The sequence below is a fragment of the Nocardia sp. NPDC052112 genome (assembly GCF_040680135.1).
Lineage (GTDB): Bacteria > Actinomycetota > Actinomycetes > Mycobacteriales > Mycobacteriaceae > Nocardia.
The window spans coordinates 118,558-144,249 of record NZ_JBFAWD010000008.1 but is presented as its reverse complement, the minus strand read 5'-3'; the positions used below and the strand labels follow the sequence as shown (position 1 = coordinate 144,249).

Annotated in this window: 21 protein-coding genes, 2 pseudogenes and 1 riboswitch; of the genes and pseudogenes, 7 read left to right on the top strand and 16 right to left on the bottom strand. The window is 63.6% G+C overall.

Features of this window, described 5'->3' with window-relative positions:
• Positions 1 to 34: 34 nt before the first annotated feature.
• Positions 35 to 1,006: an SMP-30/gluconolactonase/LRE family protein gene (locus AB0L58_RS17940; protein WP_364387871.1), complete on the bottom strand. Its 972-nt coding sequence runs from the start codon at positions 1,004 to 1,006 to the stop codon at positions 35 to 37.
• Positions 1,007 to 1,129: 123 nt separating this feature from the next.
• On the opposite strand from AB0L58_RS17940, the gene AB0L58_RS17935 reads away from it, so the two are divergent.
• The gene (locus tag AB0L58_RS17935; RefSeq protein ID WP_364387869.1) at positions 1,130 to 2,653 is read left to right on the top strand and encodes a succinic semialdehyde dehydrogenase; all 1,524 of its coding nucleotides are present in this window, start codon (positions 1,130 to 1,132) and stop codon (positions 2,651 to 2,653) included.
• 55 nt (positions 2,654 to 2,708) lie between these two features.
• Positions 2,709 to 3,518 (top strand): class II aldolase/adducin family protein, encoded by an 810-nt coding sequence (locus tag AB0L58_RS17930; protein ID WP_364387867.1) that lies wholly within the window; start codon positions 2,709 to 2,711, stop codon positions 3,516 to 3,518.
• Positions 3,519 to 3,982: 464 nt separating this feature from the next.
• On the opposite strand, the gene AB0L58_RS17925 is transcribed toward AB0L58_RS17930, so the two are convergent.
• Positions 3,983 to 4,612, bottom strand: a complete 630-nt coding sequence (locus tag AB0L58_RS17925; protein WP_364387865.1) for a TetR family transcriptional regulator — start codon at positions 4,610 to 4,612, stop codon at positions 3,983 to 3,985.
• Between the two features lie 426 nt (positions 4,613 to 5,038).
• On the opposite strand from AB0L58_RS17925, the gene AB0L58_RS17920 reads away from it, so the two are divergent.
• The 4 genes and pseudogenes from AB0L58_RS17920 to AB0L58_RS17905 all read left to right on the top strand — a co-directional run.
• Positions 5,039 to 6,289 (top strand): cytochrome P450, encoded by a 1,251-nt coding sequence (locus AB0L58_RS17920; protein WP_364387863.1) that lies wholly within the window; start codon positions 5,039 to 5,041, stop codon positions 6,287 to 6,289.
• Positions 6,286 to 7,527, top strand: coding sequence for an FAD-dependent oxidoreductase (locus AB0L58_RS17915; RefSeq protein ID WP_364387861.1), 1,242 nt, complete (start codon positions 6,286 to 6,288; stop codon positions 7,525 to 7,527). The genes AB0L58_RS17920 and AB0L58_RS17915 overlap by 4 nt, the downstream gene beginning before the upstream one ends.
• A complete protein-coding gene (locus tag AB0L58_RS17910) occupies positions 7,528 to 7,851 on the top strand; it encodes a 2Fe-2S iron-sulfur cluster-binding protein (protein WP_364387859.1) in 324 nt (107 codons plus the stop codon). It begins immediately after the preceding gene.
• Between the two features lie 55 nt (positions 7,852 to 7,906).
• A pseudogene (locus AB0L58_RS17905) lies at positions 7,907 to 8,851 on the top strand (AraC family transcriptional regulator); the annotation flags it as partial.
• Positions 8,852 to 8,880: 29 nt separating this feature from the next.
• Here AB0L58_RS17905 and AB0L58_RS17900 read toward each other — a convergent pair.
• From AB0L58_RS17900 to gcvT, 4 genes are all read right to left on the bottom strand, one after another.
• A complete protein-coding gene (locus AB0L58_RS17900; RefSeq protein ID WP_364387857.1) occupies positions 8,881 to 9,852 on the bottom strand; it encodes an SMP-30/gluconolactonase/LRE family protein in 972 nt (323 codons plus the stop codon).
• Between the two features lie 395 nt (positions 9,853 to 10,247).
• Positions 10,248 to 11,627, bottom strand: coding sequence for an L-serine ammonia-lyase (locus AB0L58_RS17895; protein WP_364387855.1), 1,380 nt, complete (start codon positions 11,625 to 11,627; stop codon positions 10,248 to 10,250).
• A gap of 43 nt (positions 11,628 to 11,670) precedes the next feature.
• Entirely contained in the window at positions 11,671 to 12,069 is a 399-nt protein-coding gene (locus AB0L58_RS17890) for a glycine cleavage system H protein (protein ID WP_364387853.1), read from the bottom strand.
• Positions 12,070 to 12,123: 54 nt separating this feature from the next.
• The gene (gene gcvT / locus AB0L58_RS17885; protein WP_364387851.1) at positions 12,124 to 13,221 is read right to left on the bottom strand and encodes a glycine cleavage system aminomethyltransferase GcvT; all 1,098 of its coding nucleotides are present in this window, start codon (positions 13,219 to 13,221) and stop codon (positions 12,124 to 12,126) included.
• A gap of 183 nt (positions 13,222 to 13,404) precedes the next feature.
• A riboswitch (glycine riboswitch) is annotated at positions 13,405 to 13,495 on the bottom strand.
• Positions 13,496 to 13,838: 343 nt separating this feature from the next.
• Between gcvT and AB0L58_RS17880 the strand changes: the two are divergent.
• Positions 13,839 to 14,026, top strand: a pseudogene (locus AB0L58_RS17880) (transposase); the annotation flags it as partial.
• A 584-nt stretch (positions 14,027 to 14,610) separates the two neighbouring features.
• On the opposite strand, the gene AB0L58_RS17875 reads toward AB0L58_RS17880, so the two are convergent.
• The 10 genes from AB0L58_RS17875 to hcaB all read right to left on the bottom strand — a co-directional run bounded on the left by AB0L58_RS17875 (position 14,611) and on the right by hcaB (position 25,539).
• On the bottom strand, positions 14,611 to 15,504 hold the full coding sequence (locus AB0L58_RS17875; protein WP_364387849.1) for an alpha/beta fold hydrolase: 894 nt from the start codon (positions 15,502 to 15,504) through the stop codon (positions 14,611 to 14,613).
• 309 nt (positions 15,505 to 15,813) lie between these two features.
• Positions 15,814 to 16,611: an SDR family NAD(P)-dependent oxidoreductase gene (locus tag AB0L58_RS17870; RefSeq protein WP_364387847.1), complete on the bottom strand. Its 798-nt coding sequence runs from the start codon at positions 16,609 to 16,611 to the stop codon at positions 15,814 to 15,816.
• A 65-nt stretch (positions 16,612 to 16,676) separates the two neighbouring features.
• Positions 16,677 to 18,893 (bottom strand): pyruvate, phosphate dikinase, encoded by a 2,217-nt coding sequence (locus AB0L58_RS17865; protein ID WP_364387845.1) that lies wholly within the window; start codon positions 18,891 to 18,893, stop codon positions 16,677 to 16,679.
• A 31-nt stretch (positions 18,894 to 18,924) separates the two neighbouring features.
• Positions 18,925 to 20,655 carry a PEP-utilizing enzyme gene (locus AB0L58_RS17860; protein WP_364387843.1) on the bottom strand — a complete coding sequence of 577 codons (1,731 nt, stop codon included), beginning with the start codon at positions 20,653 to 20,655 and terminating at the stop codon, positions 18,925 to 18,927.
• 83 nt (positions 20,656 to 20,738) lie between these two features.
• Complete coding sequence (locus AB0L58_RS17855) at positions 20,739 to 21,668, bottom strand: alpha/beta fold hydrolase (protein ID WP_364387841.1); 930 nt, start codon at positions 21,666 to 21,668, stop codon at positions 20,739 to 20,741.
• Positions 21,665 to 23,014, bottom strand: a complete 1,350-nt coding sequence (locus tag AB0L58_RS17850) for an aromatic ring-hydroxylating dioxygenase subunit alpha (protein WP_364387839.1) — start codon at positions 23,012 to 23,014, stop codon at positions 21,665 to 21,667. The genes AB0L58_RS17855 and AB0L58_RS17850 overlap by 4 nt, the downstream gene beginning before the upstream one ends.
• Positions 23,011 to 23,328 (bottom strand): non-heme iron oxygenase ferredoxin subunit, encoded by a 318-nt coding sequence (locus AB0L58_RS17845; protein WP_364387837.1) that lies wholly within the window; start codon positions 23,326 to 23,328, stop codon positions 23,011 to 23,013. Before AB0L58_RS17845 ends, AB0L58_RS17850 begins: the two co-directional genes overlap by 4 nt.
• Positions 23,325 to 24,068, bottom strand: coding sequence for a VOC family protein (locus AB0L58_RS17840; protein WP_364387835.1), 744 nt, complete (start codon positions 24,066 to 24,068; stop codon positions 23,325 to 23,327). The genes AB0L58_RS17845 and AB0L58_RS17840 overlap by 4 nt, the downstream gene beginning before the upstream one ends.
• A gap of 119 nt (positions 24,069 to 24,187) precedes the next feature.
• Complete coding sequence (locus AB0L58_RS17835) at positions 24,188 to 24,721, bottom strand: 3-phenylpropionate/cinnamic acid dioxygenase subunit beta (RefSeq protein ID WP_364387833.1); 534 nt, start codon at positions 24,719 to 24,721, stop codon at positions 24,188 to 24,190.
• Positions 24,718 to 25,539 carry a 3-(cis-5,6-dihydroxycyclohexa-1,3-dien-1-yl)propanoate dehydrogenase gene (gene hcaB / locus AB0L58_RS17830; RefSeq protein ID WP_364387831.1) on the bottom strand — a complete coding sequence of 274 codons (822 nt, stop codon included), beginning with the start codon at positions 25,537 to 25,539 and terminating at the stop codon, positions 24,718 to 24,720. Before hcaB ends, AB0L58_RS17835 begins: the two co-directional genes overlap by 4 nt.
• Positions 25,540 to 25,692: the final 153 nt, after the last annotated feature.

Genomic DNA, 25,692 nt, shown 5'->3' with positions numbered 1-25,692 from the left:
TCGACTCGGAATGAATAGATCCGCCTGGGCGGCTTCAGAGGCGAAATATCTCGATCCGGCCGCCGCCGAGGTCGGCCGCTTCGACAGGGTCGTCAGTCGGAACAGTGGCCGCGTACAGCGTTCGACCATCTCGTCCGGCTACCAGGCAACTCAGCGTGTTCTGGCTCGTCGACACGCGGTCCAGGATCCGGCCTCCCACGGCGACGCGTACACATTCACCACGCAGCGCGTTGGCGACCCAGATTGTTTCGGTGTCGCTGTGCCACGCGATTCCGTCAGGAGCGATCGGGGACGAAGAGCGCTTCGCAATAGCTGGATGGTCCAGCAGGGCCGAGACCCGTCGGGTGATCGTGCCCGGCAGACCTGGGTGGTTCAGCAACCGCCACATCCACGGCGCTATGAGGCCAGCCCACTCACGCGGCCGACCTAGAGTTCCGTCCGGCTGCACGGGCAGAACCGTCAGCCGCATCGCGAGCGTCTCGGCGACAATAAGCGATCGACCATCGGGGGTCAGAAGGCAGCCGTTCGGGAAATACAGCGGCTCGGTCAATCCAGTTATGGTGCCGGTCGGCGACACGGACGCGATCGGGGTCCGCGGCGGGCCGGGCGGGACATACAGCATCGAATTCGGATGCTCGCGCTGGTAGGTGTAGTAGTCGAATCCGAAGTTGCCGACGTACGCGTTTCCGTGCTGGTCGACGAGCATGTCATTGACCGGCCCGCCGGCTATGTCGCGGAGGTCGACGTGCACCGCTAGTCGACCGTCGGACTCGAGCCGGTAGACGACACCGCCGTCCATCGACACGACCAGCAAGCGTCCGTCTGGTAGCCAACCCAGGCCGCCCGCGCGTCCTGGCACCTCGACGATCGTTTCGGCTTTTCCTTCGCCGCTCCACCGGTGCACTGTGCCGCGGGCAAGGTCCGAGAACCACAGTGCGCCGCCGTGCCACCGCAGGGACTCGGGGATCCCGTAGCCGTCCAGCACGACAGATGCGGTTCGTTTCATTCAAGTCGCTCCTTGCCAAGCGAGGCCATACCGTCAAGTAGGTCGATCGACCCAAACACTTGACTCGTACGCATGACCATCTCACTCTAGATAGACCGGAGTCAACGTTTGGCAGGAGTTTTGATGACCCGAACAGAAATCGACACAACCGACGACCGTCACACACAGATCGCGGTGGACGACCCCTCGACCGGTGCGGTGATCGGCCGGATATCGGTCGCGTCTGCGGAGCAGGTCGCTGACGCGGTTGCCCGTGCCAGGCGTGCGCAGCCGGGTTGGGCCGACATCGGACCACGTGCCCGCGGGCAGATGTTCGCTCGCAGCCGTCAATGGTTCATCGACCATCAGCAAGAAATCATCGATTCGATCGTCGCGGAAAACGGCAAAGCCGAAGAGGACGCGGTGATCGAGGTCGTCTACTGCGTGACCGCGTTCTCATATTGGGGCAAGCAAGCCCCACGCTTACTTGCCGAGACCAAGGTGCGTTCCTTGTCCCCCCTTGTCATCGGCCGCAGCATGTACACCCGCCGTGAACCGATCGGCGTCGTCGGGATCATCGGGCCGTGGAACAACCCACTGATCAATTCGTTCGGTGACGCCATCCCCGCCTTGGCTGCGGGAAATGCCGTGGTGCTCAAGCCATCCGAGTACACCCCGTTGACCGCTTTGCTCATGGAGCGGATGGCGAAGGAATGCGGATGGCCGAAAAATGTCTTCCAGGTCGTTACCGGTGCCGGAGCCACCGGTCAAGCCCTCGTCGACACCGCCGATTTCGTGATGTTCACCGGGTCGACCAGAACGGGTCGTGCCGTAGCCGCTCGGGCAGGTGAACGGCTCATCCCGTGCTCACTCGAACTCGGCGGGAAAGACGCACTAATCGTGCTGTCCGATGCGTCGGTGGAGCGAGCGGTCAACGTCGCATTGCACGGCGCGCTGTTCAACGGCGGCCAAATGTGTACCTCGGTCGAGCGTGTCTACGTCGAAGCGTCCGTCTACGACAAATTTGTAACCCGGCTCCACGAGCGCTTCAACGAAGTGAAGTTGGGAAAGTCGACCGGGCTCGGCAGCACCGACGTAGGTGCAATGACCTTTCCCCCACAGGTGGCCACCGTCGAAGAGCACATCGAGGACGCGCTCGAGCGTGGCGCCCGCGTACTCGCGGGCGGGCATACACTCACCAGCCCGGGGCGATTCTTCGAGCCCACCCTGCTGGTCGACGTCGATCACAGCATGAAATGCATGACCGAGGAGACATTCGGGCCGACGCTGCCGGTAATGAAGGTCGACAACGCTGAAGAAGCTATCGAATTGGCGAATGACAGTCGCTACGGACTACAGGCCTCGATTATCGGCAAAAACATGGCGCGGGCCCGCCGGCTCGCGGCTCAGCTGGAAGCCGGCTGCGTGACGATCAACGACGCGCAGACCAATTACATGGCCTTCGGCCTGCCAATGGGCGGATGGAAAGAATCGGGACTCGGTGCCCGGCACGGGGCCGAAGGGATCCGCAAGTACACGAAACTTCAAGCCGTTTCGGTCAACCGGTTCCCCATGAATCGCGACCCCCACATGATTCCATACTCCCCTTCCTTTTATCGGCTGGTTCTTCGTGGACTGAAGGCGGTATACGGCAAAGCCCGCCGCTGATAACACGAAATCGACAGCCGAATATCGAATTTCACAAACGAAAAGGACTACCGAGATGACACTGATCCCCACGGCTGCGCAGCAGGCATCGGTCGGCCAGATGCCGGAGGGAACCTCGCTCCCGCTCCCCGCTCAGAACCTGAGCATCGAAGAAGAGCGCCTGGTCCGGAAGCAAGAACTCGCCGCCGCATTCCGGGTCTTCGCACGCTTCGGGTTTTCCGAAGGCGTCGCCGGTCATATCACCGCACGCGATCCCGAGAACCCCTCGGCCTTCTGGGTCAACCCCTTCGGAATGTCGTTCAGCCAAATCCGCGTCTCCGACCTGATCCTGGTCGACCATGACGGAACTCTGTTGGAAGGAAAGCGGCCGGTGAACAACGCTGCCTTCTGCATTCACTCCGAGGTGCACCGGGCACGTCCAGATGTCGTGGCAGCCGCCCATACCCATTCACTGAACGGCAAAGCATTCTCCAGCCTCGGCGTCCACCTCGAACCCATCACCCAGGACGCCTGCGCCTTCTTCGAGGACCACGGGATCTACTCCGACTACCGCGGCGTTGTCAACGACACCGAGGAAGGGCGTCGGATCGGTGTGGCGCTGGGCGATTCCAAGGCCGTCATCCTCCAGAACCACGGACTGCTCACGGTCGGAGCATCCGTCGCCGAGGCCGCGTGGTACTTCATCACCATGGAGCGTTCGTGCCAAGCGCAGTTGCTCGCCATGAGCGCGGGCACGCCGAAAACCATCGACCCCGAGACCGCTCGCATGGTGCGCGCTCAGATCTCCGGCCCGCTGGCAGGCTGGTTCCAGTTCCGGCCGCTGTGGGATCAGATCGTCGCAGAGCAACCCGACTTGTTCGATTGAACCAGGCCAAACCTGCCGTGGCACAATGAATATCGGGACTTGAAACGTTGGAGCGGGAGCTGTCGCAACTTCGTTGCACTGACGGTGGACTCCCCCGGAAGCCTCTCAGGTACAGCTACCGCTTCGACCAGTCCAGTCACGAATGCAAGCACCCCGTACACCTCAACCCGTCTCGCCGCCACGCATCCTGAGACACTTTGGCCGGGCCGGACAGGACGCGCGGTCTCCGGGCGCACATATGCGCCGACACCTGGACATTTCGTCGAATCGCGACCGGTTGCACCTGCAACGCTCCGTTTACGAAGTGCTGGAGGACAATTCCTCGAGGTTGGGCCAGTACCCACCGGTTGGGTTCGCTTCATTTGTTGGCCTCCGCCGGTGGACGACGCAGCCGATCATCGATCGCCTCACCTTCGTCAGCATTCGCCACCATGCCGCCGTGCGGCGGCGGGAACCGCCGCTCGTCACACCGCAGTGGTGGACTCGGCTTCGGTGCGCGCGGGTTTGTCGACCAAAGTCATGAGGTAATCGGCGGTCATACCGAGTACCTCTCGAGATCGTTCGCTATCACGATCCACAAGCCAGCAAAGGGTCAATCCGTCCAGAACCGAATTCAGATAGCGGGCAAGAATGGACACAGGCACATTCCACTGAATATTTGCGCTCGCGGCCGCTTCGGTGAACAGCTCTTCGATCACCTCTAGGAAATGCCCGTACTGCCGACGCGCCAGATCCTCCATGCCGGGCTGACGAAGCGCGTAGTGGGCAAGTTCGTATCCGGCCAGGTGTTCACCTGGGGCCAACTCGACACCTTCCCAGAAGGACTGGAGCCCATTGGAAATGGCGCACCGCAGATCCGTCTCGGCCGCGAAGGCCTTGCGAGCCTTGGCCACGCTGTTATCGGTGACCCGGGTTATCACCTCGTGCAGCAAGGCCTCGCGTGAGTCGAAGCAGTAATGAAAGGCGCCCAGGTTCATGCCAGCCTCGTGCACGATGGTGCGAGTGGTCGCCTTCGCGACCCCTTCTCGGGTCATCACCCGCAGCGCCGCGTCGATGAGGACTTCCCGCCGATCCTTCGCAGCCATGCGTGCCATTTGGTTCGCTCCTCGGACTCCGGTTGCTGACAATCCAAATTAGCACAGCGTCTTGGACCCTTGACTAGGTCGAATGTCCAGCTATTCGAACTGAACAGGCCGGAACTCCGCATGAAGTGGGTCGGCCGTACAAGTCGATCGTGCAAGACGGTTGACTTGTACAGGTAGGCGCTTCATGCTTTACGCAGAGGTACTGGCCACGTTGACGACGCGGAGTCTCCATCGCCATGTCGGGCACACCCGCGGCCAACAGCGCGCGGTTCTGAAGATCGCAGCTGATATCTCCAGCCTCATCGCCACTCCGATCGGACCAAGACGTACTGGCGCTCAGACGTAGCCCAACCAACCGAAAGGCGGAAAGCGCACGTGGACCCAACTCGAGGGAACAACCCTGACACTGCCATCGATCGCAGCTCGCTTGCGGCCGTGACCGATCTACGCGCGCTGGACGACCTCGTTCCGGACTGGTCGCGAGATATTGTCGAGACCTCACAGAGCCTGTTTCGCCAAGGGGTGACCGGGCTCCTCGCAGGCCCCGAAAACAGCCTCGTCGTTATTCGAAACACGGACGTCAAGGCACTCGCCGCAAACCCACATGTCGGCAATATTCCGGCAGAATTCCTGCTCTACTTCGCGACCGAGCCCGGTCGCTCTGGTATGGAACCGAATCCGGAGGAGGTCGAGGGCTTCGGGCGATTCCTTCGGAATCAGGTGTTCACCAGCAATCCCCCGCTCCACACCTACAGCCGCAGGATCGTCGCCCGGCAGTTGATGCCGCGGCAAATCGGCCGGTTCACCCCCATAGCCGAACGTCTCGTACGTGAACTCGTCGACGAGTCCGCTGAGCACGACGAGATCGAATTCTCCCGCGAGTTCGCGAGCCGATTCGTCACTCGTTTCTGGTCGGAGCTGCTCGGACTCACCAGGGATCAGGCAACGCAGCTCGAATGGCTCATGGAAGAAATGAGCCTGAGCTTCCCCTTCACCCGCACGCCCGAGCAATCACGACGCCTGTACTCGGCAGCCGCGATCTACATGGACATGGTGGGCGAAGCAGTCCGGCAGGCACGCTCGGCCGGTGACAACGAACTGCTCGCCGAGATGGCGAATGAGCTCGACGAAGTGGATATCGAGGGAAAGCCCGAAGACATCGGAGCACTGGTAGCGGCCAACTTCTTCGACGGCTTCCATACCATCGGGGTGGGCATCACCAACGTCATGTACCGGATGCTGATCGACCAATCGGCATGCGCGCGGGTCCAGAGCAATCGAGCACTCGTCACCAACACGTTTCTCGAAGGCACCAGACTGGAGCCGCCGCTGATGCTGTCGCATCGCATCGCGTTGCAGGACCTGGAATACGACGGCGTATTCATCCCACTCGGCACACCGATAGGCATGGCCTGGGCTGCGGCCAACCGGGATCCCCTGGTTTTCGATGACGCCGACAGCTATCGGCTCAACCGGCAGATCCGCGGCGCGACCTTCGGCGGCGGCGTCCATCTGTGTCCGGGTAGAAATGTGGTGCAAATGCTCACCGTGACCGCTGTTACGGCGCTCACGTCCCCCGACGTTGACATCACATTGGCTGGGCGCACCCACGAATGGATCCCGCATACCAGCATGCGCCAGCTGGCTGCGTTGCCGGTCTCCATCCGGCGGAAGAACCGAACATGACCACCATCGTCATTGTCGGCGCGGGTCATGCCGGATCGGAGCTTGCCGTTGCGCTGCGACAAAACGGCTTCAGAGGTCGCGTAGTGCTCGTCGGTGCCGAACCTCATCTGCCGTACCAGCGGCCACCGTTGTCGAAGGCGTTCATTCACAACAAGATTGACGAGACCGCCTTACCCATTCGCGCCGCCCACGCCTACCTGAACCTCGACATCGAGGTCGAACTCGATACCTTCGCCGTCGAAATCGACCGCAGATCACGAATTGTCGTCCTGTCCGAAGGACGGAGGCTGCGCTACGACAAACTCGCCCTGACCACAGGGGGCAAACCTCGCCGTTTACGGTTCGGCACCGAAAACGTCACCGGACAATCGCTGCACACCCTGGACGAAGCCATCTCGTTGCGAAGGACACTCGAGCCCGGAGTCCGGATCCTTGTCATCGGCGGCGGGTTCGTCGGCTTGGAGGTCGCGGCAGCCGCGACGGAGATGGGAGCGGCAGTGACAGTGGTCGAAGGTCAGCCGCGGGTCCTGTCTCGAACATGCTCTCCAGTCATGTCCGCATTTGCTGAACGCGAGCATCGAAGCCGCGATGTCGATCTGCGGACCGGTGTGTCGGTCACTGCCGCCGAACGCCACAAAGATGGGCTCCGCGCGGTACTCAGCGATGGCAATATCATCGAAGCCGATATCGTCCTGACTGGGGTGGGCATCACTCCGAACGACGCGCTCGCGGTCGACGCCGGATTGTTGTGCAATGACGGCATTCTCGTTGATGCCATGGCACGGACAAACGATCCGAATATTGTCGCAGCGGGTGACTGCACCCGGCAGCGGCACGGTTTCCTCGAGCGTCATGTGCGTCTCGAGTCCGTCCAGAACGCGACCGATCAGGCTCGGATTGCCGCTAGAACCCTCTGTGGTCAGCCCACCCAGCGCTTCCTGCCGCCGTGGTTCTGGTCCGATCAGTACGACCACAAGCTTCAGATGGTCGGCCTTCCCGACGCGGGTGACACCGCTGTCGTGCGAGGTGACCCATCCACGAATTCGTTCTCTGTGCTGTACCGGCGGAATGCAACTGTTACCGCCTTGCACGCGGTCAATCGTCCGAAGGATTTCATCGCCGGAAAAGCGCTCGTCACGGCCAGGGCCACCGTCACTCATGCCGACGCAGCCAGGGACGACATTTCGCTGACAGAACTTGCGAAGCAATATCGCGACACCGCCGAAAGGATACGTTGAATGCCAGTCATCCGGTTCGTCGAAAGTAACGGGACACCCCACACCGTGGAAGCCTCGGTCGGCCAGAATCTCAAGCAAGTGGCGCTCGACAATGTCGTTCCTGGCGTTATCGGCGATTGCGGTGGGTGCGCATCATGCGGAACCTGTCATGCCTATATCGACGAGAAGATTGTGCCCCTCCTCCCCCCGGCCGACGAAAACGAAGCAATGGTTCTCGAAGGGGTTCCCGCGCCACTGACCGCCAACAGCCGGCTGACGTGCCAGATCCGCGTAACTGCCGAGATGGACGGAATGGTGGTTCGGCTGCCGGAAACTCAGGTCTGATTTGTCCGCCGATTCGCTTACGCGCGCGGACATCGTTCCCACTGTTATCGCGGGCGTGGTGCACGTGGGCCGATACGACGGCACACCTGTCGAATCATGGTTCGTCGGCACCGGCGTCGGTGCCGACGAACTGACCACATCCCCGACGATTCGGGTGTCCTACCGGCAAGCCGCGACCATCCTGCGGCGTGCGTTGCGCGCCATGCCTGGTAGCCCGATCGGGATGCGAGTGGGCCGTCGCGACACGCTGACGTCATTCGGCCTGGTCGGTATGGCTATGCGGGCCTCACGCTCGGGACTCGACGCACTACATGTGGCGTTGGAGTTGCACAGCGCCGGCGGTAGCCTGGTCGACCTGGACGCCGACATCAGCAACGAGCGGGTGACGCTGACGCTGTACCAGCGCGCGCCCGATCCCGAGCTGACAGTTTTCCTCATGGAGGAAGCTATGTGCAGCGTCATCGTCTTCGTCCGGTCGATGTGGGGAGCCGGTCGAACGCCCCTCTCGGTAGAGGTGAGCTACCCGGCACCGATATACACGGAAGAATTTCGTCGCTTCGTCGGTTGCCCTGTTCACTACAGTTCCGACGCCAACCGCATACACTTCCCGGCCGCATTCCTGCAGCACCCGCTCGCCACACACGATGAGCCGAATCGCGCGGCGGCCATCGACGCATGCAAACGCCTACTTTTGGGCGTGGACTCCGGTGTCCAGGTCAGCGGCGCTGTCGAAGCCCTCCTCAGGCGGAATCTCCACACTCCGATGAGTATGTCGGAGGCCGCAGAACGATTGCACGTCGCAGAGCGCACCTTGCGCCGACAACTAACTGCGGAAGGACAGAGTTTCAGCGCGGTTCGCGACCGAGTACGCGAGCAATCCGCCACCGAACTACTGCGCGAATCAACGCTCACGGTCCATGCGATTGCTCACGAAATTGGCTTCAGCGACGCCCGTGAGTTTCGCCGAGCATATCTGCGCTGGACCGGCGGCACGCCGAGCGACGTCAGGCGGACAGACCGGCACCGGCTTCACAAGCCGAACATCTCGATCCGGCCGCCACCCAGCTCACGTGCAAGATCTGGGGCGTCCACCGGGGCGGTTGCGATGAACAAGGTACGGCCGTCCCGCCCCGCTACCAAACAACTCGATGTGGCCTGTGATGTCGCGATGCGATCGAGGATCCGGCCCCCCTCCGCCACGCGGACACATTCACCCCGGAGCGTGTTGGCCACCCAGATTGTCCTGCCGTCGCTGTCCCAGGCGAGGTCGTCAGGCGCGATAGGCGATGCGGACCGCTTCGCAATCGCGGGTCGGTCGAGCAAGGTCGACACCCGGCGGGTAATCCGCCCCGCCAACCCAGAGTCGTTCAGCAGCCGCCACAGCGACGGAGAAATGAGCGACGCCCACAACCTCGGGTTGGCGAGCGTCCCATCGGCACGAATATCGAACGCGGTCAGCCGCATGGCGATCGTCTCCGCGATCACCATGGTCGAACCATCGGCTGAGATGAGATACCCCTTGGGAAATACCAGCGGGTCCGACACATCGAGGAGGCTCCCATCCGGGGCCAGATAGGCGAGGGAAGCCCGAGGAGGCCCAGGAGGGGCATAGAGCATCGAATTCGGTTGTCTACGTGCGAATTCGATGTAGTCGAAACCATAGTTCCCCACGTACGTTCGCCCGGTCGCGTCTACGAGAACATCGCTGACCGGACCACCGACCAGGCGGCGCAGGTCAGCATGTTCGACCAGGCGGCCGTCGGCTTCCAATCGATAGACGCGACCACCGTCCATCGACGCGACGAGCATGCGGCCATCCGGAAGCCAACCCAAACCCCCTGCGCCCCCGGGAACTTCGACAACTGTCTCGGCACTTCCGCTTCCGCTCCACCGGTGCACGGTGCCGTGTGCGAAATCCGAAAACCACAAGGCGTTCTCGTGCCAACGCAGTGCGCCCGGATCGCCGAGTCCATCGAGTACCACCGAAGCGCTTCGTCTCATCGAACGACAACCCTTTCCAGAGCCTTTGCCGGCTCGTCAAGAACCCGAGTCATCGAAGGCCAGGCGATCGATACATTCGGGGTGAAAATGCGAACCACACCATTTTTCTCGAAATCGGGAGGGCAAATCGGGGGTGGTGGTCGGGTGTCCGCTTACCCCCCACATTTGTCCGCCACCCCCTCAGGTCCCTCGGCCAGAACCGGCGGAAGCCGCTAATGGGGCAATCCACCCGCTCAGGTAACAACGATGGTCGTATGCCGAAGTATCCGAACGAGCATCACGTGCGTCGAATCACTCCAGCGTGTTGACCGTGACCCGCATCCTGGCGGTTCGGTTCGACTCGCCCCCACTTCCTATGATCAGCCGCTGGATCCTGTAGCCCTCACGTTCGGATCTCAGCATTCGATCAGGTTGACCGAGACCTGTGCAGCCAGCCCACCGGTCGAGGTCTCCTTGTACTTCGAACTCATGTCTCGACCGGTGGCAAGCATGGTTTCGATGACCTCGTCCAGGCTGACGCGGTGAGTCCCGTCTCCGCGTAATGCCATTCGCGCCGCATTGATAGCTTTTCCAGCGGAAATGGCATTACGTTCTATGCACGGGATTTGGACTAGTCCGCCGATCGGGTCGCAGGTTAGCCCGAGGCTGTGTTCCATGGCGATCTCGGCGGCGTTCTCGACCTGTTCAGGTGTGCCGCCGAGGATTTCGGCCAGCGCACCAGCCGCCATCGAGGCAGCGGACCCGACCTCGCCCTGACAACCGACCACCGCACCTGAGATCGATGAGCGCTCCACATATAGCGATCCGATCGCACCGGCCGTCAACAGGAATCGGATGATGGTGTCATCGGGGTCACGTTCGCCAGCCTCCGTGTAGTTCAGAGCGTAATGCAGCACCGCGGGAATGATTCCGGCCGCGCCGTTGGTCGGTGCGGTAACGACCCGCCCGCCGGAGGCGTTCTCCTCGTTCACCGCAAGCGCGACCAGGTTCACCCAGTCCTCGGCGAAGGTGGGATCGTGGTTCGGGTCCTGCGCACTGAGCTTGTCGTACCAGTCCTTCGCACGCCGCCGTACATGCAGAGAACCCGGTAGGTACCCGGTACGAGAGATTCCGTTGGCCTGACAGCGCACCATCACATCCCGGATGTGCCGCAACCGATTTCGCACTTCATGGGCAGGTCGGCGTGTCCGCTCGAAATCGAACATCACCGCGCTGACCGATCGGCCGGAGTCCTGTGCGAGCGATACGAGTTGCGCGGCGGTGCGGAACTCGATGTCATCCACCGGTTTCGACGTGGCGACCTGGTCGACGTCAGAGACCACCGAGCCCCCGCCGACCGAGAAGTAGGTCTGTGTCCACAATTCGTGTCCGTCCCGCGCGTAGGCGGTCAGGGTCATTCCGTTCGGGTGAAAGTCTAATACAGTGTGCGGATGCAGCACGATCTCGTCCTCGGCGAGGTCGATCAGGATTCGGCCTCCGAGCCGCAATTGCCCAGTGGCGCGCAGGATCTCGATACGGTGTTCCTTCTCGTCGGTCTCGATGGATTCAGGCCGCAGCCCCTCCAACCCGAGCAGGATCGCGGACATGGTGCCATGCCCGGCACCCGTGGCCGCCAGTGACCCGTACAATTCGACGCGGACAGCAGTGACGTCGCTGAGTAGATCTCGGGCCTGGAGTTCGTCGGTGAACATCGCGGCCGCACGCATCGGCCCGACGGTATGTGAACTCGACGGTCCGATGCCGATCGAAAACAGCTCGAAAACACTGATCGTCATGACACAACATCACTTCCGCGCCTGCGGCGAATCAAAGCGGCCTTCACTCCGGGTTTATCTCCGCGTATTCCGCAGCACTCATCAGATCGCCTGTGGCAGTGGGGTACACGGCGAACAGCCAACCCGCACCGTAGGGGTCCGCGGTGATGATGGCGGGATCTTCGACGGCGGCAGCATTGATGCGGGTGACTCGGCCGGTGACAGGTGAATACATATCGGAGACGCTCTTGGTGGATTCGACCTCACCACATGGTTCGCCCGCAATCACGGTCGCACCGACCTTCGGCATATCGATGTACACCAGGTCACCAAGTGCTTGGGTGGCGACAGCGGTGATCCCCACTCGCACGGGCTCTTCGGGCAGGGCGCTACCCGGCGTGAGGGCAACCCACTCGTGCTCGACGGTGTAGCCGAGGTCGGCGGGAAAGTTGGCAGTGGACATCCGATTCTCCTGAAGTAGATATGGTCGACCAAAAATGTTGTGGGCGAAGTTGATTCAGCTGCGGCGATAAAACGGCAAAGGTGCCACCACATACGGCTCGCGCGTGCCGCGCACATCGACCGACACCTTGGTGCCCTTCTCGGCGCAGGCTACGTCCAGGTAGGCAAGGGCGACCGGGTAACCCAGTGTCGGCGACAGCGCGCCCGAGGTAACTTCACCGATAACCGTGCCCGCGACGTCGCACACCCTGTATCCGGCGCGACCGGCGCGACGCCCCGACCCGCGCAACCCGACCAGCATGCGCTGCAGCGGAATCGCCGAACGCTGTTGTAACGCAGCACGTCCCACGAACTCCTTGCCGAGCCGCACGACGCGGCCGAGACCCGCCGAGTAGGGGTCGAGTGCGACGGTCAGTTCATGACCGTAAAGCGCCATGCCTGCCTCGAGGCGAAGCGTGTCGCGGCAGGCCAGACCGGTGGGCAACCCACCACGCGACGTAACCGCGGCCAACAGCGCCTGCCACAACGGCACCGCGGACTCGTTCGCCACATACAACTCGAACCCGTCCTCGCCGGTGTAACCGGTGCGCGCCAATAGCACCGCGATGCCCGCGACGGTCGCGGGCATCGCCGCGTAATACTTCAAGTCGGTCGTCAAGCCGACCGAAGCCGCGTCCACGAGATCACCGACGATCTCCTGTGCTGCCGGTCCCTGCACAGCGATCAGCGCGGTGTCGGCAGACCGGTCGGTTATGGCCGCGGCGAAACCCGTCGCCCTGATTTCGAGTTCGCCAACGACGGCCGATGCGTTCGCCGCGTTCGCTACCACGAGGAATCGTTGCGCACCCAGCCGATACACCACGAGATCATCGATCACTCCGCCATTCTCGGCGCAGATCAGCGAGTACTTGGCCCGACCGACTCCGATCTCGGAGGCAGCACCTGCCAATGCGTAGTCCAGGAACGCACCGGAACCAGGCCCTTCGATCTCGATCTCCCCCATATGGGACAGATCGAACAGCCCAGCGGTCGCGCGAACAGCATGATGTTCGGCTAATTCGCTGCTGTACTTCAGCGGCATCTGCCAACCGGCGAAGTCGGTGAAGGTAGCTCCGAGCGCAGCATGCTCTCCGAGCAAGGGAGAAATCGGCACGGGCGACGGCGAAAAGGACACAAAGGCTCCAGTTTTCACAGGCCCGGTGTATCCGGGCATCGAACGGGGAGTCCTCCCCGCTCTGTCCTGAAACCTGAGAGATTTGGCGGCACCGCCCCACGGGCGATGTGCTCTTCACCTTCGGTATAGCGACCGTGCGACGGCGCCATTCTCCAGAGTTGCCTCGGCGTAACAGTACTGAGCCTGAGAGATTCCCGGGGAGGAAATTGCTCCTACGGCACCTCCCGACCGGAGGTTCTCCCGCTACGCTTCGAACGGCTATTAGGTTGTGATCACCCACGATACACAGCGATCGCGGTGACGTCTCGGCGAGTTTCCTGCTATCAACGGCGTCGCTGACTCACCCGCGCGGATTCATGGTCGCCGTCGCCCGAAGCGGCTGCTGGTGCGATTGCTACACGCTCCGGTCAGCGGAAATCCGACCGCAGCGAACACCAGGGTATGCTCGGCGACCACACTCGAGGCGTTGTCGCGGATCTGCATAGTGCATTCACCACTCGCCACCACCCAATCGCCGCAATCGATGTCTTAGAACTCAGTTCAGAATGAGTTTTCGGAGGCAGATGACCGAACAGGCGAGGCTGAGTAGGGCGTGGCCGACCCCGACCGCGGCGATCATCGACTCCCAATCGGTGCGCGGCGCTGACACCGTGCCCACTCGATCACGCGGATGGGATAACGGTAAGAAAGTCGGAGGCCGTAAACGCCACATCGCGGTGGCACGATGGGACTGTTGCTGGCCGTCGTGGTCACCGCGGCCAGCGTCCAGGACCGCGACGATGCTGTCGGGCTGCTGGCGCTGATGCGGGATGGTCCATAACGCTGCAGGTCGGTCACATCCACTCCTCGGCGGTTGTCGTCCAAGTCTTCAGCGAGTGTGTTCGTCCCGAACTCGACACAGGCGCTGCCTTCCCACTGGATGGAACCCTGATGCCCTCGCAAACTGTCGCACGCACCCGCTTGCCTCGGACGGCGTGACCGAGACCCCCGGTTCACTCCTGGGCACCCTTGGGCGCGCTCCGCTACGAACAGGGCCGCCTGGACGAAGCGGAGGAATTGATCGACGCGAGTGCCGCACTCCGCCGCCATGGCCGGGCAGTCTGGTTCCTGCACGCTACTTTCGGAACCGGACACGCGATAGCCCACGCGCGCGTGGCGGCTCGCCGTTCGGGCTTGGGCGGCGTCCCCGCGCTGGGTGGCCTCCGCGAATCCGAGACCGAGTTCAGGTGGAACAGTGTGCCGTCCCCCAGGTACGCGCCGTTGGTGTGGCCGCCGTCGACGCTGGCGAGGCGACCGCGGCGGCCAACTCCGTAAGCGTGCCCTATCGCTTGATGGCTCCTATCGCCGTCTAGCCTCCTGGCAAAACAACTATTCCTTGAAAACGCTTGTGAGGAAAGTAATCTGGTCGGGAACAACACGTTCGAAGCCCGAGCCCACGTAGGGATCGAAGTGACCGCCCGGATAGGCGAGCAGGGCACCTCGGCGAGCGGCGGCGGCGATGGTGGCAGCAGGCCCGGGCGGGGTAATGGTGTCGTGGTCCATGACCTGGACGAGCAACGGGCACACGAGGCGCGACGCGATGTTTACAGGCCGAAAGAAGCCGAGTTTCAGCATGACTCGGGCAGCGACCTCGTTATCGAATTGCACCCCGGCAGGCACCAAACTGAGCATGCCCGAGTAGGCATCCGGGGTGGCCAACACCGCATCATGGTCTCCAGGGTGACCGGCCGCCTTCACGGTGTGCGGAAGTCCGCCCCACAAGCCGACAACAGCGTCGCGCAAGCCGGCGAGCAGCAACCGCAGTCCATGGGCTGGTGGCGTGTTCAGCAAGGCGGCGCGTCCGTCTGCCAGAGGGGCCTGCGACACCACCGCAGCAATGCGGGGATCGGCGGCGGCGACCTTGACCACCATGCCGCCCGACATCGAGCTGCCCCACAGCGCGATTCGGTCCGGATCGACCTCCGGACGCCGCCGAGCGGCGGCGATCGCGGCATTCCAATCGTCGAACTGCTTGGTCAGGCTGAGCAGATTTCGCGGCTGGCCGCTGGAGTCGCCGAAATGTCGGTAGTCGAACACGAGCGCGCCGAAACCGGCGGCGGCGAACCGCTCGGCATAGGCCCCTAGCCGCATCTGCTTGATCCCACCGAAACCATGGGCCAGCACGACACACGGTGCAGGTTCGTTCGTGTTCGCCGGCGGAAACCACCACGCATGTAACTGCTCCCCGTCGATCGGGATGTTGATAGTGACGGGCGCGGCCATGGGCATCTCCTTCGATGGTGGGACGCGATTAGTACGTACTTCCAACTTCCCGTTTGGACCGGCGGTCCCGCTTGCTCTGGACTGCAAAGTTGGTTGCCGGTTCGCGCAACCTTCGTCAGCGATCTCGATCCGATTTGCCGAAAACGATTCGACGGCATTCGACCAAATCTGATCGCGTGCCCGGTGCGGAGACATTCCCGCACCCCGAAGACCGAACTATCTCGGTTCACCGATGCGACGGCTTGCTCGATGCGAGCGCGGCGGCAGGCACCCGCATCGAGCAGCCATCCTGAGCCTTGGGCGTCCAGCTCAGGAGGACAACGCGGCCATTCCCCCGTCCACCCGCAGGTAAGTTCCGTGCAGATGGCTGGCGTCGTCACTGGCGAGGAAGGCGACCGCGGCCGCGACTTCGGCAGGTGTGCCGTATCGCTTGTCGGCGGCCATCGCGGTGTATGCCTCCTTCACCGCCTCCTCGGACCCGAGTACCGGCGCGACGCCGGTCTCGATGCGGTCCATCATGGGCGATTCGATGGGGCCGGGCGCGACCGCGGCCACGCGAACCTTGAACTGTCCCAGCTCCGAGGCCGCGCTCTTGGTCAGGCCGAGGATGGCGTGCTTGCTGGCGACGTAGGGGCCGAACATCGGCATGCCCATGACTCCGGCCGCGGAGGACATGTTGATGATGACGCCGCCGCCCTGCTCGATCATGACGGGTGCGGCGTGTTTGATCCCGAGGTATACCGAGCGGGTGTTGGTGCGCAGCACGCGGTCGAATGTGTCGTCGTCGTACTGGACCAGCGGCGCGATCGCGCCCTCGATGCCTGCGAGGTTGATCAGCACATCGATTCGCCCGAATTGTTCACGCGCCGTGGCGATGTAGGCTTGGACGCCTTCGGCCGTCACTACGTCGGCCTCGACGGTGGCGACCTTGGCCCCGGCGGCCTCGACAGTGGCCACACTGTCGGTCAGCGGAGTTCGACCGCTGCCGACGAGCAGCAGGTCGGCGCCCTCTTCGGCGAGCCGGGTGGCGATGGCTGCGCCGAGTGCACCCGCGGCTCCGGTGACGACGGCGACCTTGCCTTGGAACCTGGTTATGGAACGTGACATCGTCGGCTATTCCTTACTATCCATTGTGTCGGGGATATTTGTTGGGGCAGAGGGGAATCAGGGTGTTACAGCGCCCGCCCGGCGGCGGCTTCGTCACCGCGGGTCTTGCCAGTGATGCCGATCAGGTCCTCGTGCAGTTCGAACCAGATCGTGTGGAAGCTGTCCTTGCCGATGGCTGCAACGAAGCTGTGGTCGCCGGTGACTCGGGCGTGGGCCTGAGCAAATCGGTGCCGGTAGTGGCGCAATCGGGTGGACAAGGTCGCCAGGTCATCGATCAGCGGCTGCGCCCGGCGATAGAGGTCGGTCAGCGCCGTCAGGACGCCGCGGTCGTAGTCCGGGTCCGCGTGATCGTTCAGCGTGGTGACATCTCGCATCTGCCAATCGGTGATGATCGTCTTGAATTCATCGTTGAGGGCACAGAATCGGGCGTAGAGTTCGGCGGCCGAAACCGCATCGGTGGCAGCGGCCTCCGCGGCGACCAACTCGGCGCAGCGAGCGCGCCCCGCAGCGGCGGGCCGTAGCCCAGTGCCGCCGGTCTTGACGGAGCCGCGGTCGACGAGGTCGCCGACCACCGGCTCAAGGTCGCAGGGCTGGACACGCAGGCAATCGGCGAGCACCTCGGTGTCGGTGCGCCCCTTCAGGACGATCAGCCGCAGGACACCTAGTTCGGTGATCTCATCGACGGGACTCGACTCCGAAACGGTTGCAGTCGACAACTTCTCGTGATCAGCCGGGCTGGGCTGCTTCGTCTCACGGCAGAGCGCGTCGAGCAACAGTGGGAGTTGCGGATCGGACAGGGAGGCGAGGTGGTCTCGGACCGCCCGCGGCACCTGGCTTTGCGCCCAGCCAGTCAGACGGGCAAGGTCCCGGTCGTGGGCCTCGTCGACCCGCAACAGCGGGATCTCACCCAGCCATACTTCGCCGGTGCCGCCGTCGACTGTAACACGTTGTCCTGCAAGCGATGTCACCGATCCGACGCCGCATCCCACTACGCATACCCGCCCCAGTTCCCGGCTGACCACGGCGGCATGCGAGGTGGACCCGCCATGCTCGGTGACGACCGCGCGGGCGGCGATTACGCCGTGCATATCGTCGGGGCTGGTGGTGACACGGGCGAGGATCACGTCCTCTCCGGCCTCGGCGCGACGCTCGGCCTCATCGGGGTCGACGACGACCAGGCCGCGGGCCACACCCTCGCAGACCGGCAATCCGGTTGCCGCCGGTTGTGATTCGGTAAGCCCGCTGCGATCGAGAGTGGGCATCAACATGGCCCGCACCTGTTCGGCGGATACCCGGGCCAGTGCCTGCCGGGGTTCGAGCAGTCCTTCCTCGACCATGGCGACCGCCGCACGTACCGCCGCACGCGGCGACCGCTTGGCAGTGCGGGACTGCAGCAGCCACAGGCGTCCGGATTCGACGGTGAACTCGATGTCCTGGATATCGCCGGAGTCCCGCTCGAGGCGTGTGGCGACGGTCATCAGTTGGGCGTGTACATCGGGCAGGAGATCCGCGAGCGCTTGCAGTGGTTGCGGATCCGACCGTCCGGAGACCACGTCCTCGCCCTGCCCGCGTGGTAGCCATTCGCCGAACGGCTCATGCTCGCCGGTCCTCGGGTCGCGGGTGAACAGCACCCCGGTGCCGGAACGGTCGTCGAGGTTGCCGAACACCATGGCCTGCACGGTGACCGCGGTGCCGCCTTCGTCACCCAGACCGCGATTGCGCCGATACGCCTGCGCCCGCGGCGAATTCCACGACGCGAACACGGCTTCCACCGCACCGCGGAGCTGCCGCCAGGGGTCAGCGGGTACGGTCCCGTTCATGTCGCCGAGCACCACTTGGCGGTATGCCTCGCGGAAGCGGTGATGGGTGTCGGCAGCATATTCCGGATCGCCGGACTCCGCGGCGAGCGCGGCCTCGATCTCGGAATTGATACCGAGGTCGAGGACCGTGTCCATCATTCCGGGCATACTGCGTGCGGCACCGGAGCGCACCGACACCAGCAGCGGTTTGTCGGTCGAGCCGAATCGCCGACCGGTCCCCTGTTCGAGCACCCGCAGGCCGTCCAGGATCCGCTGCCATAGCTCCGGGGGCAGCTGCTGTCCGTTGGCGTAGTAAGCGTGGCAGTTGTCGGTCGTGGCGACGATGGCCGGCGGTACCGGGAGCCCGAGCGCCCGCATCCGGTTGATGCTCCATGCCTTGCCGCCGAGTTCTTCTCGCGACAGCCCCGTCGTCCCGTCGAGCGCGACGACGCGGGCGGTGCCGCTTTCCACCAGAACTGTCATATCGGAATCCGCTCTTCGTTGTTGCCGCTCGTCACCCAACCGTCACCGTGCCGGTGGAACCGTCTACGGTGAGCACGGTGCCGTCCTTGATCCGGTCCACGCAGTCGGGCACCGAGACGACCGCCGGGATGCCGAGTTCACGGGCGACGATCGCCGCATGCGAGATCGCCGCACCCACCTGGCAGACAACCGCGCCCGCAGCCAGGAACAACGGCCCCCAGGATGAATCGGTAGTCACGGCGACGATGATCTCCCCGGGTTCCAGATCACTGTCGTCGTCGAGGGACTCGATCACCCGGGCCGGGCCGGAATAGACGCCCTGCGACACCGGCAACCCGGTGAGCACATCCCCGCTCGTGACGGGCGGCTGCGGTACCCCCGCACGGTCCCCGAACGCCTCCAGCGGCAAAGCTTCACCTTCGAATACGAACGGCGGCACTTTGCTCATCAACAGCTCGAGACGACTCTGTCGGTCGGCAATAAGATCGCCGAATTGCTCAGGGGCGGCCAGGAATTCGTCAAGCTCGTGGTCGAGCAGCAACAGCACCTGTTCCCACCTCGACAACACACCACGATCGACCAGGCGGCTGCCCAGCTCGCGGACATTGGCACGTACCTCTTCGGTCATCCGGGTGCAGTTCAGCTTTGTTCGCTCGCGGCCCGGCAGGAAGACACCGGCGCCTCCAGCAGCACCCAGGAACTGCCCCTGTACCTCCGGGGAGCTGGCCAGGCGTTGGGAGATCTCGGCGACGGCGGCATCACGTTCCGCGCGCAACGCCGCGGTCTTGTCGCGCGGAGCCGCGTCGTCGGGTGCCCGGCGCGCCCGGTCGAGCATCCGCAGCGGAATCAGTGGGTCGGTGGCGTAGGTCGGCGAGCGGAACTCCCAAACGCTGGGCCCGAGGAATCCCCACCGCTCCAGGAACGCATCCCATTCGCCCACAAAGTATTTCGCAGCCACCGAGCCGGATGCCCGCAAACGGTCGAGCAGACCGTCGACACCCGCGTCGAACGCCGCGGACAGTTCCTCGGAGTGCGCGACCAGCCGCGACAGTTCCCACATGTCGAAGGACTGCTGTGCCGATGGGTTGTCCAACGTGGTGGTGACTTTGGCCGCCAGCTCCGGCGCGTGCACCGCCGCGGCGATCTGTGCGATCACGGCCGCCACGACATTCGAGCAGTTCGTCAGATAGATGTGCTTGGAGAAGAAGTAACGGTTCTCGGCACGCAGATCCCGGAACCGGGCCACCAGCTCACGATCGGTCAGCTCCGCCAGCCTCGGACGGCCGGCGACGAGGTCGTCCAGGCGGGCCGTGTCCTCGGCGAGCTCGGGCAGTTCGGTGGTGGTGAACAGCGACGTGAGCCATTCCGCTGCCGCCTGCGCGCAATCCGGGTTCTCGTCACGCGGATCCGGCCGGTAGGCCGGTACATCAGGATGGTCGCCGAAGAATGCGTGGTCGATCGCCTCCGGCGTCATTCCGGGCATTCGCACGGCCAGGGTTCGCTGCAGAGACACGTTGAGGTAGATATAGCCGCCGTAACAGCCGGTCACCTCGCACTCTCCCTCCGGCCGGAACTCCTCGGGGGTGAACACACCCATCCGATAGAGTGCGTCGCGCCAGCCGGGGTCCCAGGAGTGTGGTCCGTACGCACTCCAGGTCAATGGGGAGACCGCCTCGACGAATACCTCCGACACATTGCCGCGGGTATAGAGGGGGAACCGAGTGCTGGGCTCGTCGTCACAGACCCAGACCCTGTTACTCATGAGAACTCCTTTGTCCTCCGCTCGGTGCCCCGGCGGGATGGGTGTTGATTGTGGAAAGGTGTTGGGGGACATGGGAATCAGCGCTACTCGCCGAGAAACCATGCGGTGAGGATGGCGTCATGTAGTTCAGGCTTCTCCCACTGCGGCCAATGACCGGCATCAGGAATCAGGTAGTACTGGGCATTGGGCAGCACCTCGGCGGTCTTGCGAGCCTCGTCCCAAGCCTTGTCCGGATTGTGCTCGGTCCACAGCACCAGCGTCTCGGGCGCGAATTCGGCCGCGTCCTGCGCGTCGTACACAGTGATGTGCGGCCATTCGGTGTCGATGCCGTAGATGCGGCGAATGGAGGCGTTGATTTCCGGGTCCTGGTACAGCTTCAGACGGACCCCGATCATCTCCTCGGTCATGCGCGCAGGGTCGGATACCAGCCATTCCATGCGCGGCCGCAGCCCCTCGAAGGTGGGTTCGGTAATCGCCCGCTGCGAGAGCTCCGAAAGATTGGACGCTCCGCCACCGCGAGTGATCGGCGGCGGCTGGTCCGGAAACCGCAGCCGCGGCAGACCGGTGTTGAGGATGATGCGGCGCAGCCGTTCCGGAAAGCGCATGCCCACATTGAACGTAACGTGGCCTCCGAGGGATTCGCCCTGGACGTAGGCGTCGTCCCAGCCGAGCGCATCCATCAGATCGATGACGCCTTCGGCGAGCAACTCCACCCAGCGGGTGGGATCCCAATCGTTCTTGCTCGAATAGCCGTGGAACACCATGTCGGCCGCGACCACGTGGAAGTGTTCCCCCAGTGCGACCAAGTTTCGCGCCCAGCATTCGGCGTGTGCGCCGATGCCGTGCAGCAGAAGTAGCGGTGGCTTGTCCGGGGTTCCGGCCTCCAGGATCCGGTGCCGCCAGCGCGCGCCCTGCACGTAGCGAACCTGGGTACCCATCATCTCGATCCACACCGAGCGCCAGTCGTCGAGCGGCTTACACTGCGGTTCGTTCGGAAGGGTGAACTGTTTCATAGGATCTCTCCAAGGTCGGGCCGACCCGACCGCACCACCGGGCTCTTGGGTGGTTCGGTAGGAAACGTTTCGGATTCCATGAGCTGGACATAACGGCGGTAGAAGCCGCGCGCGGCCTGTTCGGAGGCATACCAGCCCATCCGACCTGGGTAGCGGCCGTCCTCGGTCCACTCGTGACCCAGGCCCATCTGATAGTTGAACGGTTCTCGCCGGGTGATCGCGCCGCGCAGATTGCGCTGGATCTCGGCCCAGTTCTCGCCGTCGTCCTGCTCGAGGATCCCCGCTGCGCCGAAGGTGAGCAGCGCGAAACGGCGCTGTTCAACCTTCACCTCGTCAGGAGCGTCCTTGTCGACGAGAACCCAGGCGTAGACCTCCATTTCGTCGGGTCCCTTGGGATGCCACACCCGCAGGGTCTGGAAGCCTGGCAAGTAGGCGAAGTTCGGGAAAACATTGGCGTGGCCGCTCGTGGACGGACCCAGGAAACGGTCCTCGCCCAGTCGCGCCACCACCTCGTCCCAGATCGACAGCTGATAATCGACCAGAATGCGAGGGAAGCCGCGTCCGAGCAGTTTGTGTTCGAGGTTCGTACCGAGCGAGAAACCCGTGGCATGCCCCAGATCCGAGGAGAACTGAGCGCCGTCGTTGCGACCCAGCCGGGCCACGCTCTTGTCGACATCCTTGGTCAGCGCTGCGACCGCCGAGGCATGACTGGAGGGTGCGTGGTAGTTGTCGGAGGCGAACTGTTCAGCTGCCAGCTTCCAGTTGCCCTTGAACCGCCAGCGTTGCACGCCGCCGATCACCTCGGTGCCACCGGCTCGCCGATCCACCAAAGCGTCCAGATACCAACGGAAATCACCGAGATAGTCCGGCAGCGGCGGCGCGGCGGGATCCCAGGTGGCGAAGACAAGTCCCTTGTAGGTGTCGAGCAGGGCGACCTCGCTCAGTCCCCATCGCGATTTGTCGATTTCGCGGTAATAGGCCTCACGCTCGTACGGAACGTTTTTCAACGCACCATTGGTGTCATAGGACCAACCGTGGTAGGTGCAAGTGAAGACCTTGGCGTTCCCCGCATCCGCACGGCAGACCCGCATGCCGCGGTGGCGGCAGCTGTTGAGGTAGCAGCCCAGCGATCCGTCGCGGCGGCGAACCACGATCACCGGGTCCTCACCCATATAGGTGGTGAAAAAGTCTCCGGGACGGGTCAATTGCGTCTCGTGGCACAGAAATATCCAGCAGCGCGCGAAGATCCGCTGCAACTCTTGCTCATAGATCGCCGGGTCGGTGAAGACCGTGCGATTGATCAGGCCACGATCGGTGTCGATCAGCGATGTCAGGTCGACGGTCATGGTGTCACCTCCACGAACACCGCATCGCCCTCCACCTTGGTGGGGTAGACGAGGAGGTCGATCTCGGCCGGGAACTGCAACGCCTTGCCGGTCCGGGCATCGAAACGGGCCATGTGCAGACCACATTCGATGGCACCGTCATCGAGGTAGCCGTTTTCTGCCAGCGAGGCATTCTCATGGGTGCACGTATCCGCGGTGGCGATGTATTCGCCTCCGGAGTTCCACACCGCGATGGCGGGGCAGCTACCAACGGAGACACAGACGGCCTCGCCGTCGGGAACGTCGTCGATGGCGCAGGCACGGATCCAGCTCACCGTGATTCCTCCTTGTCGAGCTTCCGATGCCCCCAGGTGCTGGTGCCGGCGTAATCCGATACGACCCAATTCGCGGGATCGACGGTGCGGGCGCCGGTACCGAATTCGAGTTCGAAACCCGAGGGGGTCCAGCAGTAGAAACTGAGCATGCGGTCGTTGGTGTGACGGCCGAGAGTGCGGCTGAGTATTCGTGCCGCCTCGGCGCGCTCCAGTACCTGCCCCACGGCGTCGATCGAATCGACCTGAGCCATCACGTGATTCAGCGAAGGCGGTGCGTCGGCAGGACCTTGCACCAAGGCGAGACTGTGGTGGCGCGGGTTGCAGTGCAGAAAGGTCACCACCCCTTTGGGCCGAGTGATGGTGTCGGTGATGCGCAGCCCGAGCCGTTCGGTTGCGAATGCGAGACTCGTCTCGACATCCGGCGACACCACCACAGAATGTCCCAGGCCGAGCTCGTCGGCGACGAAGCGAGATCCATACGGCGCCACCACAGGACGCGGGTCCAGCGCAGAAGCGGCGACCAGCTCGTGGGTGGTACCCGCGTCATCGATCACCGAGGCCAGCGCTGCGGCGGCGCGTTCGGTGGCACGGGCGTCGCTCTGCCGCTCCGCGCCGATCGCCGTTGCCAACCGGTCGAGGTCCTCGAGAGTCGCGACCTCCCACCCGAGCGCGAGCAGCCGGTCGTCTGGGCCGGGCTCGATGGCCCAGCGCCAGGCCCGGCTATCGAATCGGACCCTCACCCCACCGCTGCCTGTGCGCGAAACCTGCGCTCCCACAACATTTTCAGAGAAGTGGGCCCACGCGTCAGGATCCGCTGCCTGGACTACGAAATAGGCGAGGGACTGTACTGTCGGCTGCATCAGAACATCACGCTCAAGTTCTTGCTCGTCAGCACCGCTTGGTCGAGAACGATGGTGCGGCCGGCGATGCCGAACGATCCGTCGTCGCGGCGACGCAACCGGTCTTGGCGGCTGCCTGCCCAGATGTCGGTGCTGGTTTCGGAATTGGTGCGGTACAGCAGGAAGTTCGAGGTGACGGCGAGCTCGGTGGGCTGGGTGGCCAGCACTTCATCGACGACCACATTGGTGATCAGATGCCGTGTGCGCGAGGGCGGTTCCTCCGACCAGGCCATGCCGGTACCGAGGCGGTCCACTCGGACCTCGAGGCTGTGCCGGTCGTCATCGAAATGGCTCAGCTCGCCGTAACTGCTTCGCTCCTTGGCGATTTCGCGGCGTGGTCGGTTGGTGCGCAGTGGGCACCAGTACCGGACGTCGTCCTCGAACAGAGCCAGCCAGTGCGGCCATTGCCACTCATCGAGCAGCCGCGCCTCACGGTAGAGGAATTGCTCCACCTCGTACTGCACGTCGCGATCGTTGGCGGTCGTGGTGATCATGCGGACCCCTCTCGAGTCAGAGCTGGCACTCGATCCCGCCGCCCGCGTACCCCCACTCCGGACAAATCGATGACTGTGCCGGTAGCGGTCGGCGAGTTGTGGCGCGACGCGAGCAATACGTAGGCGCCGGCGTAGTCCTCGGCGTGAATCTCGCGGCCGAGCAACGCGCGCCGGGCAGCCTCCTCGCCGGTCGGATACATCTCCCGGACCGTGCGGTCGTTCTGGCCCAAGGCCGCCGGTCCACGCAAATCGGACGGCAAGTAGCCGGGGGCCACCGCGTTGACCCGCACGTCGGGAGCAAGCTCGTAGGCGAGCTGGCGTACCACCCCGATCACCGCGTGTTTGGAGGCGGTATACAACGGGCCGCCCCCACCCGGGTAAAAGCTGGCATTGGACGCGGAGACGATGAGACTGCCCTGGCTGCGTTCCAACGCCTCGACCGCCGCCCGCGCCCCGGCGAGAACGCCTTTGACGTTCACACCGAGGATTTCATCGAACGCCCGATCGAGATCCTCGTACGGCAATTCGCGCAACTCTTGCTTGAAGTCCCAGAGCCCAGCATTGGCGATGAAGCAGTCCAGCTTGCTGTATGCGTCGACGGTCCGGGCAACCACGGCAAGGTTGTCCTCGATCGACTGCACATCGCCCTCGACCACGAGAACGTCCGGGAATTCCCGCCGCAGGGCCTCAGCCTTGTGAGCCGAACGCTGCAGCACCGCAACCTGTGCGCCTTCGGCCCGGAAGCGCTGCACCAGCGCGTACCCCAATCCGGATCCGCCACCTGTGATGATCACCGATTGGCCCTCCAACCAGCCCACTCGGTCACCTCCTCTTCGAGTCTCGACTATGTGGCCCGTCACATCGCGTGATCGTTGTGACTCACAACACTCCTCGGCTGGAGCGCCGTGTTGTATGTCGAGCACAGACAACGAGGCCCGCTGAAATGTCGATGGCCGACAAACCGCGGCGCC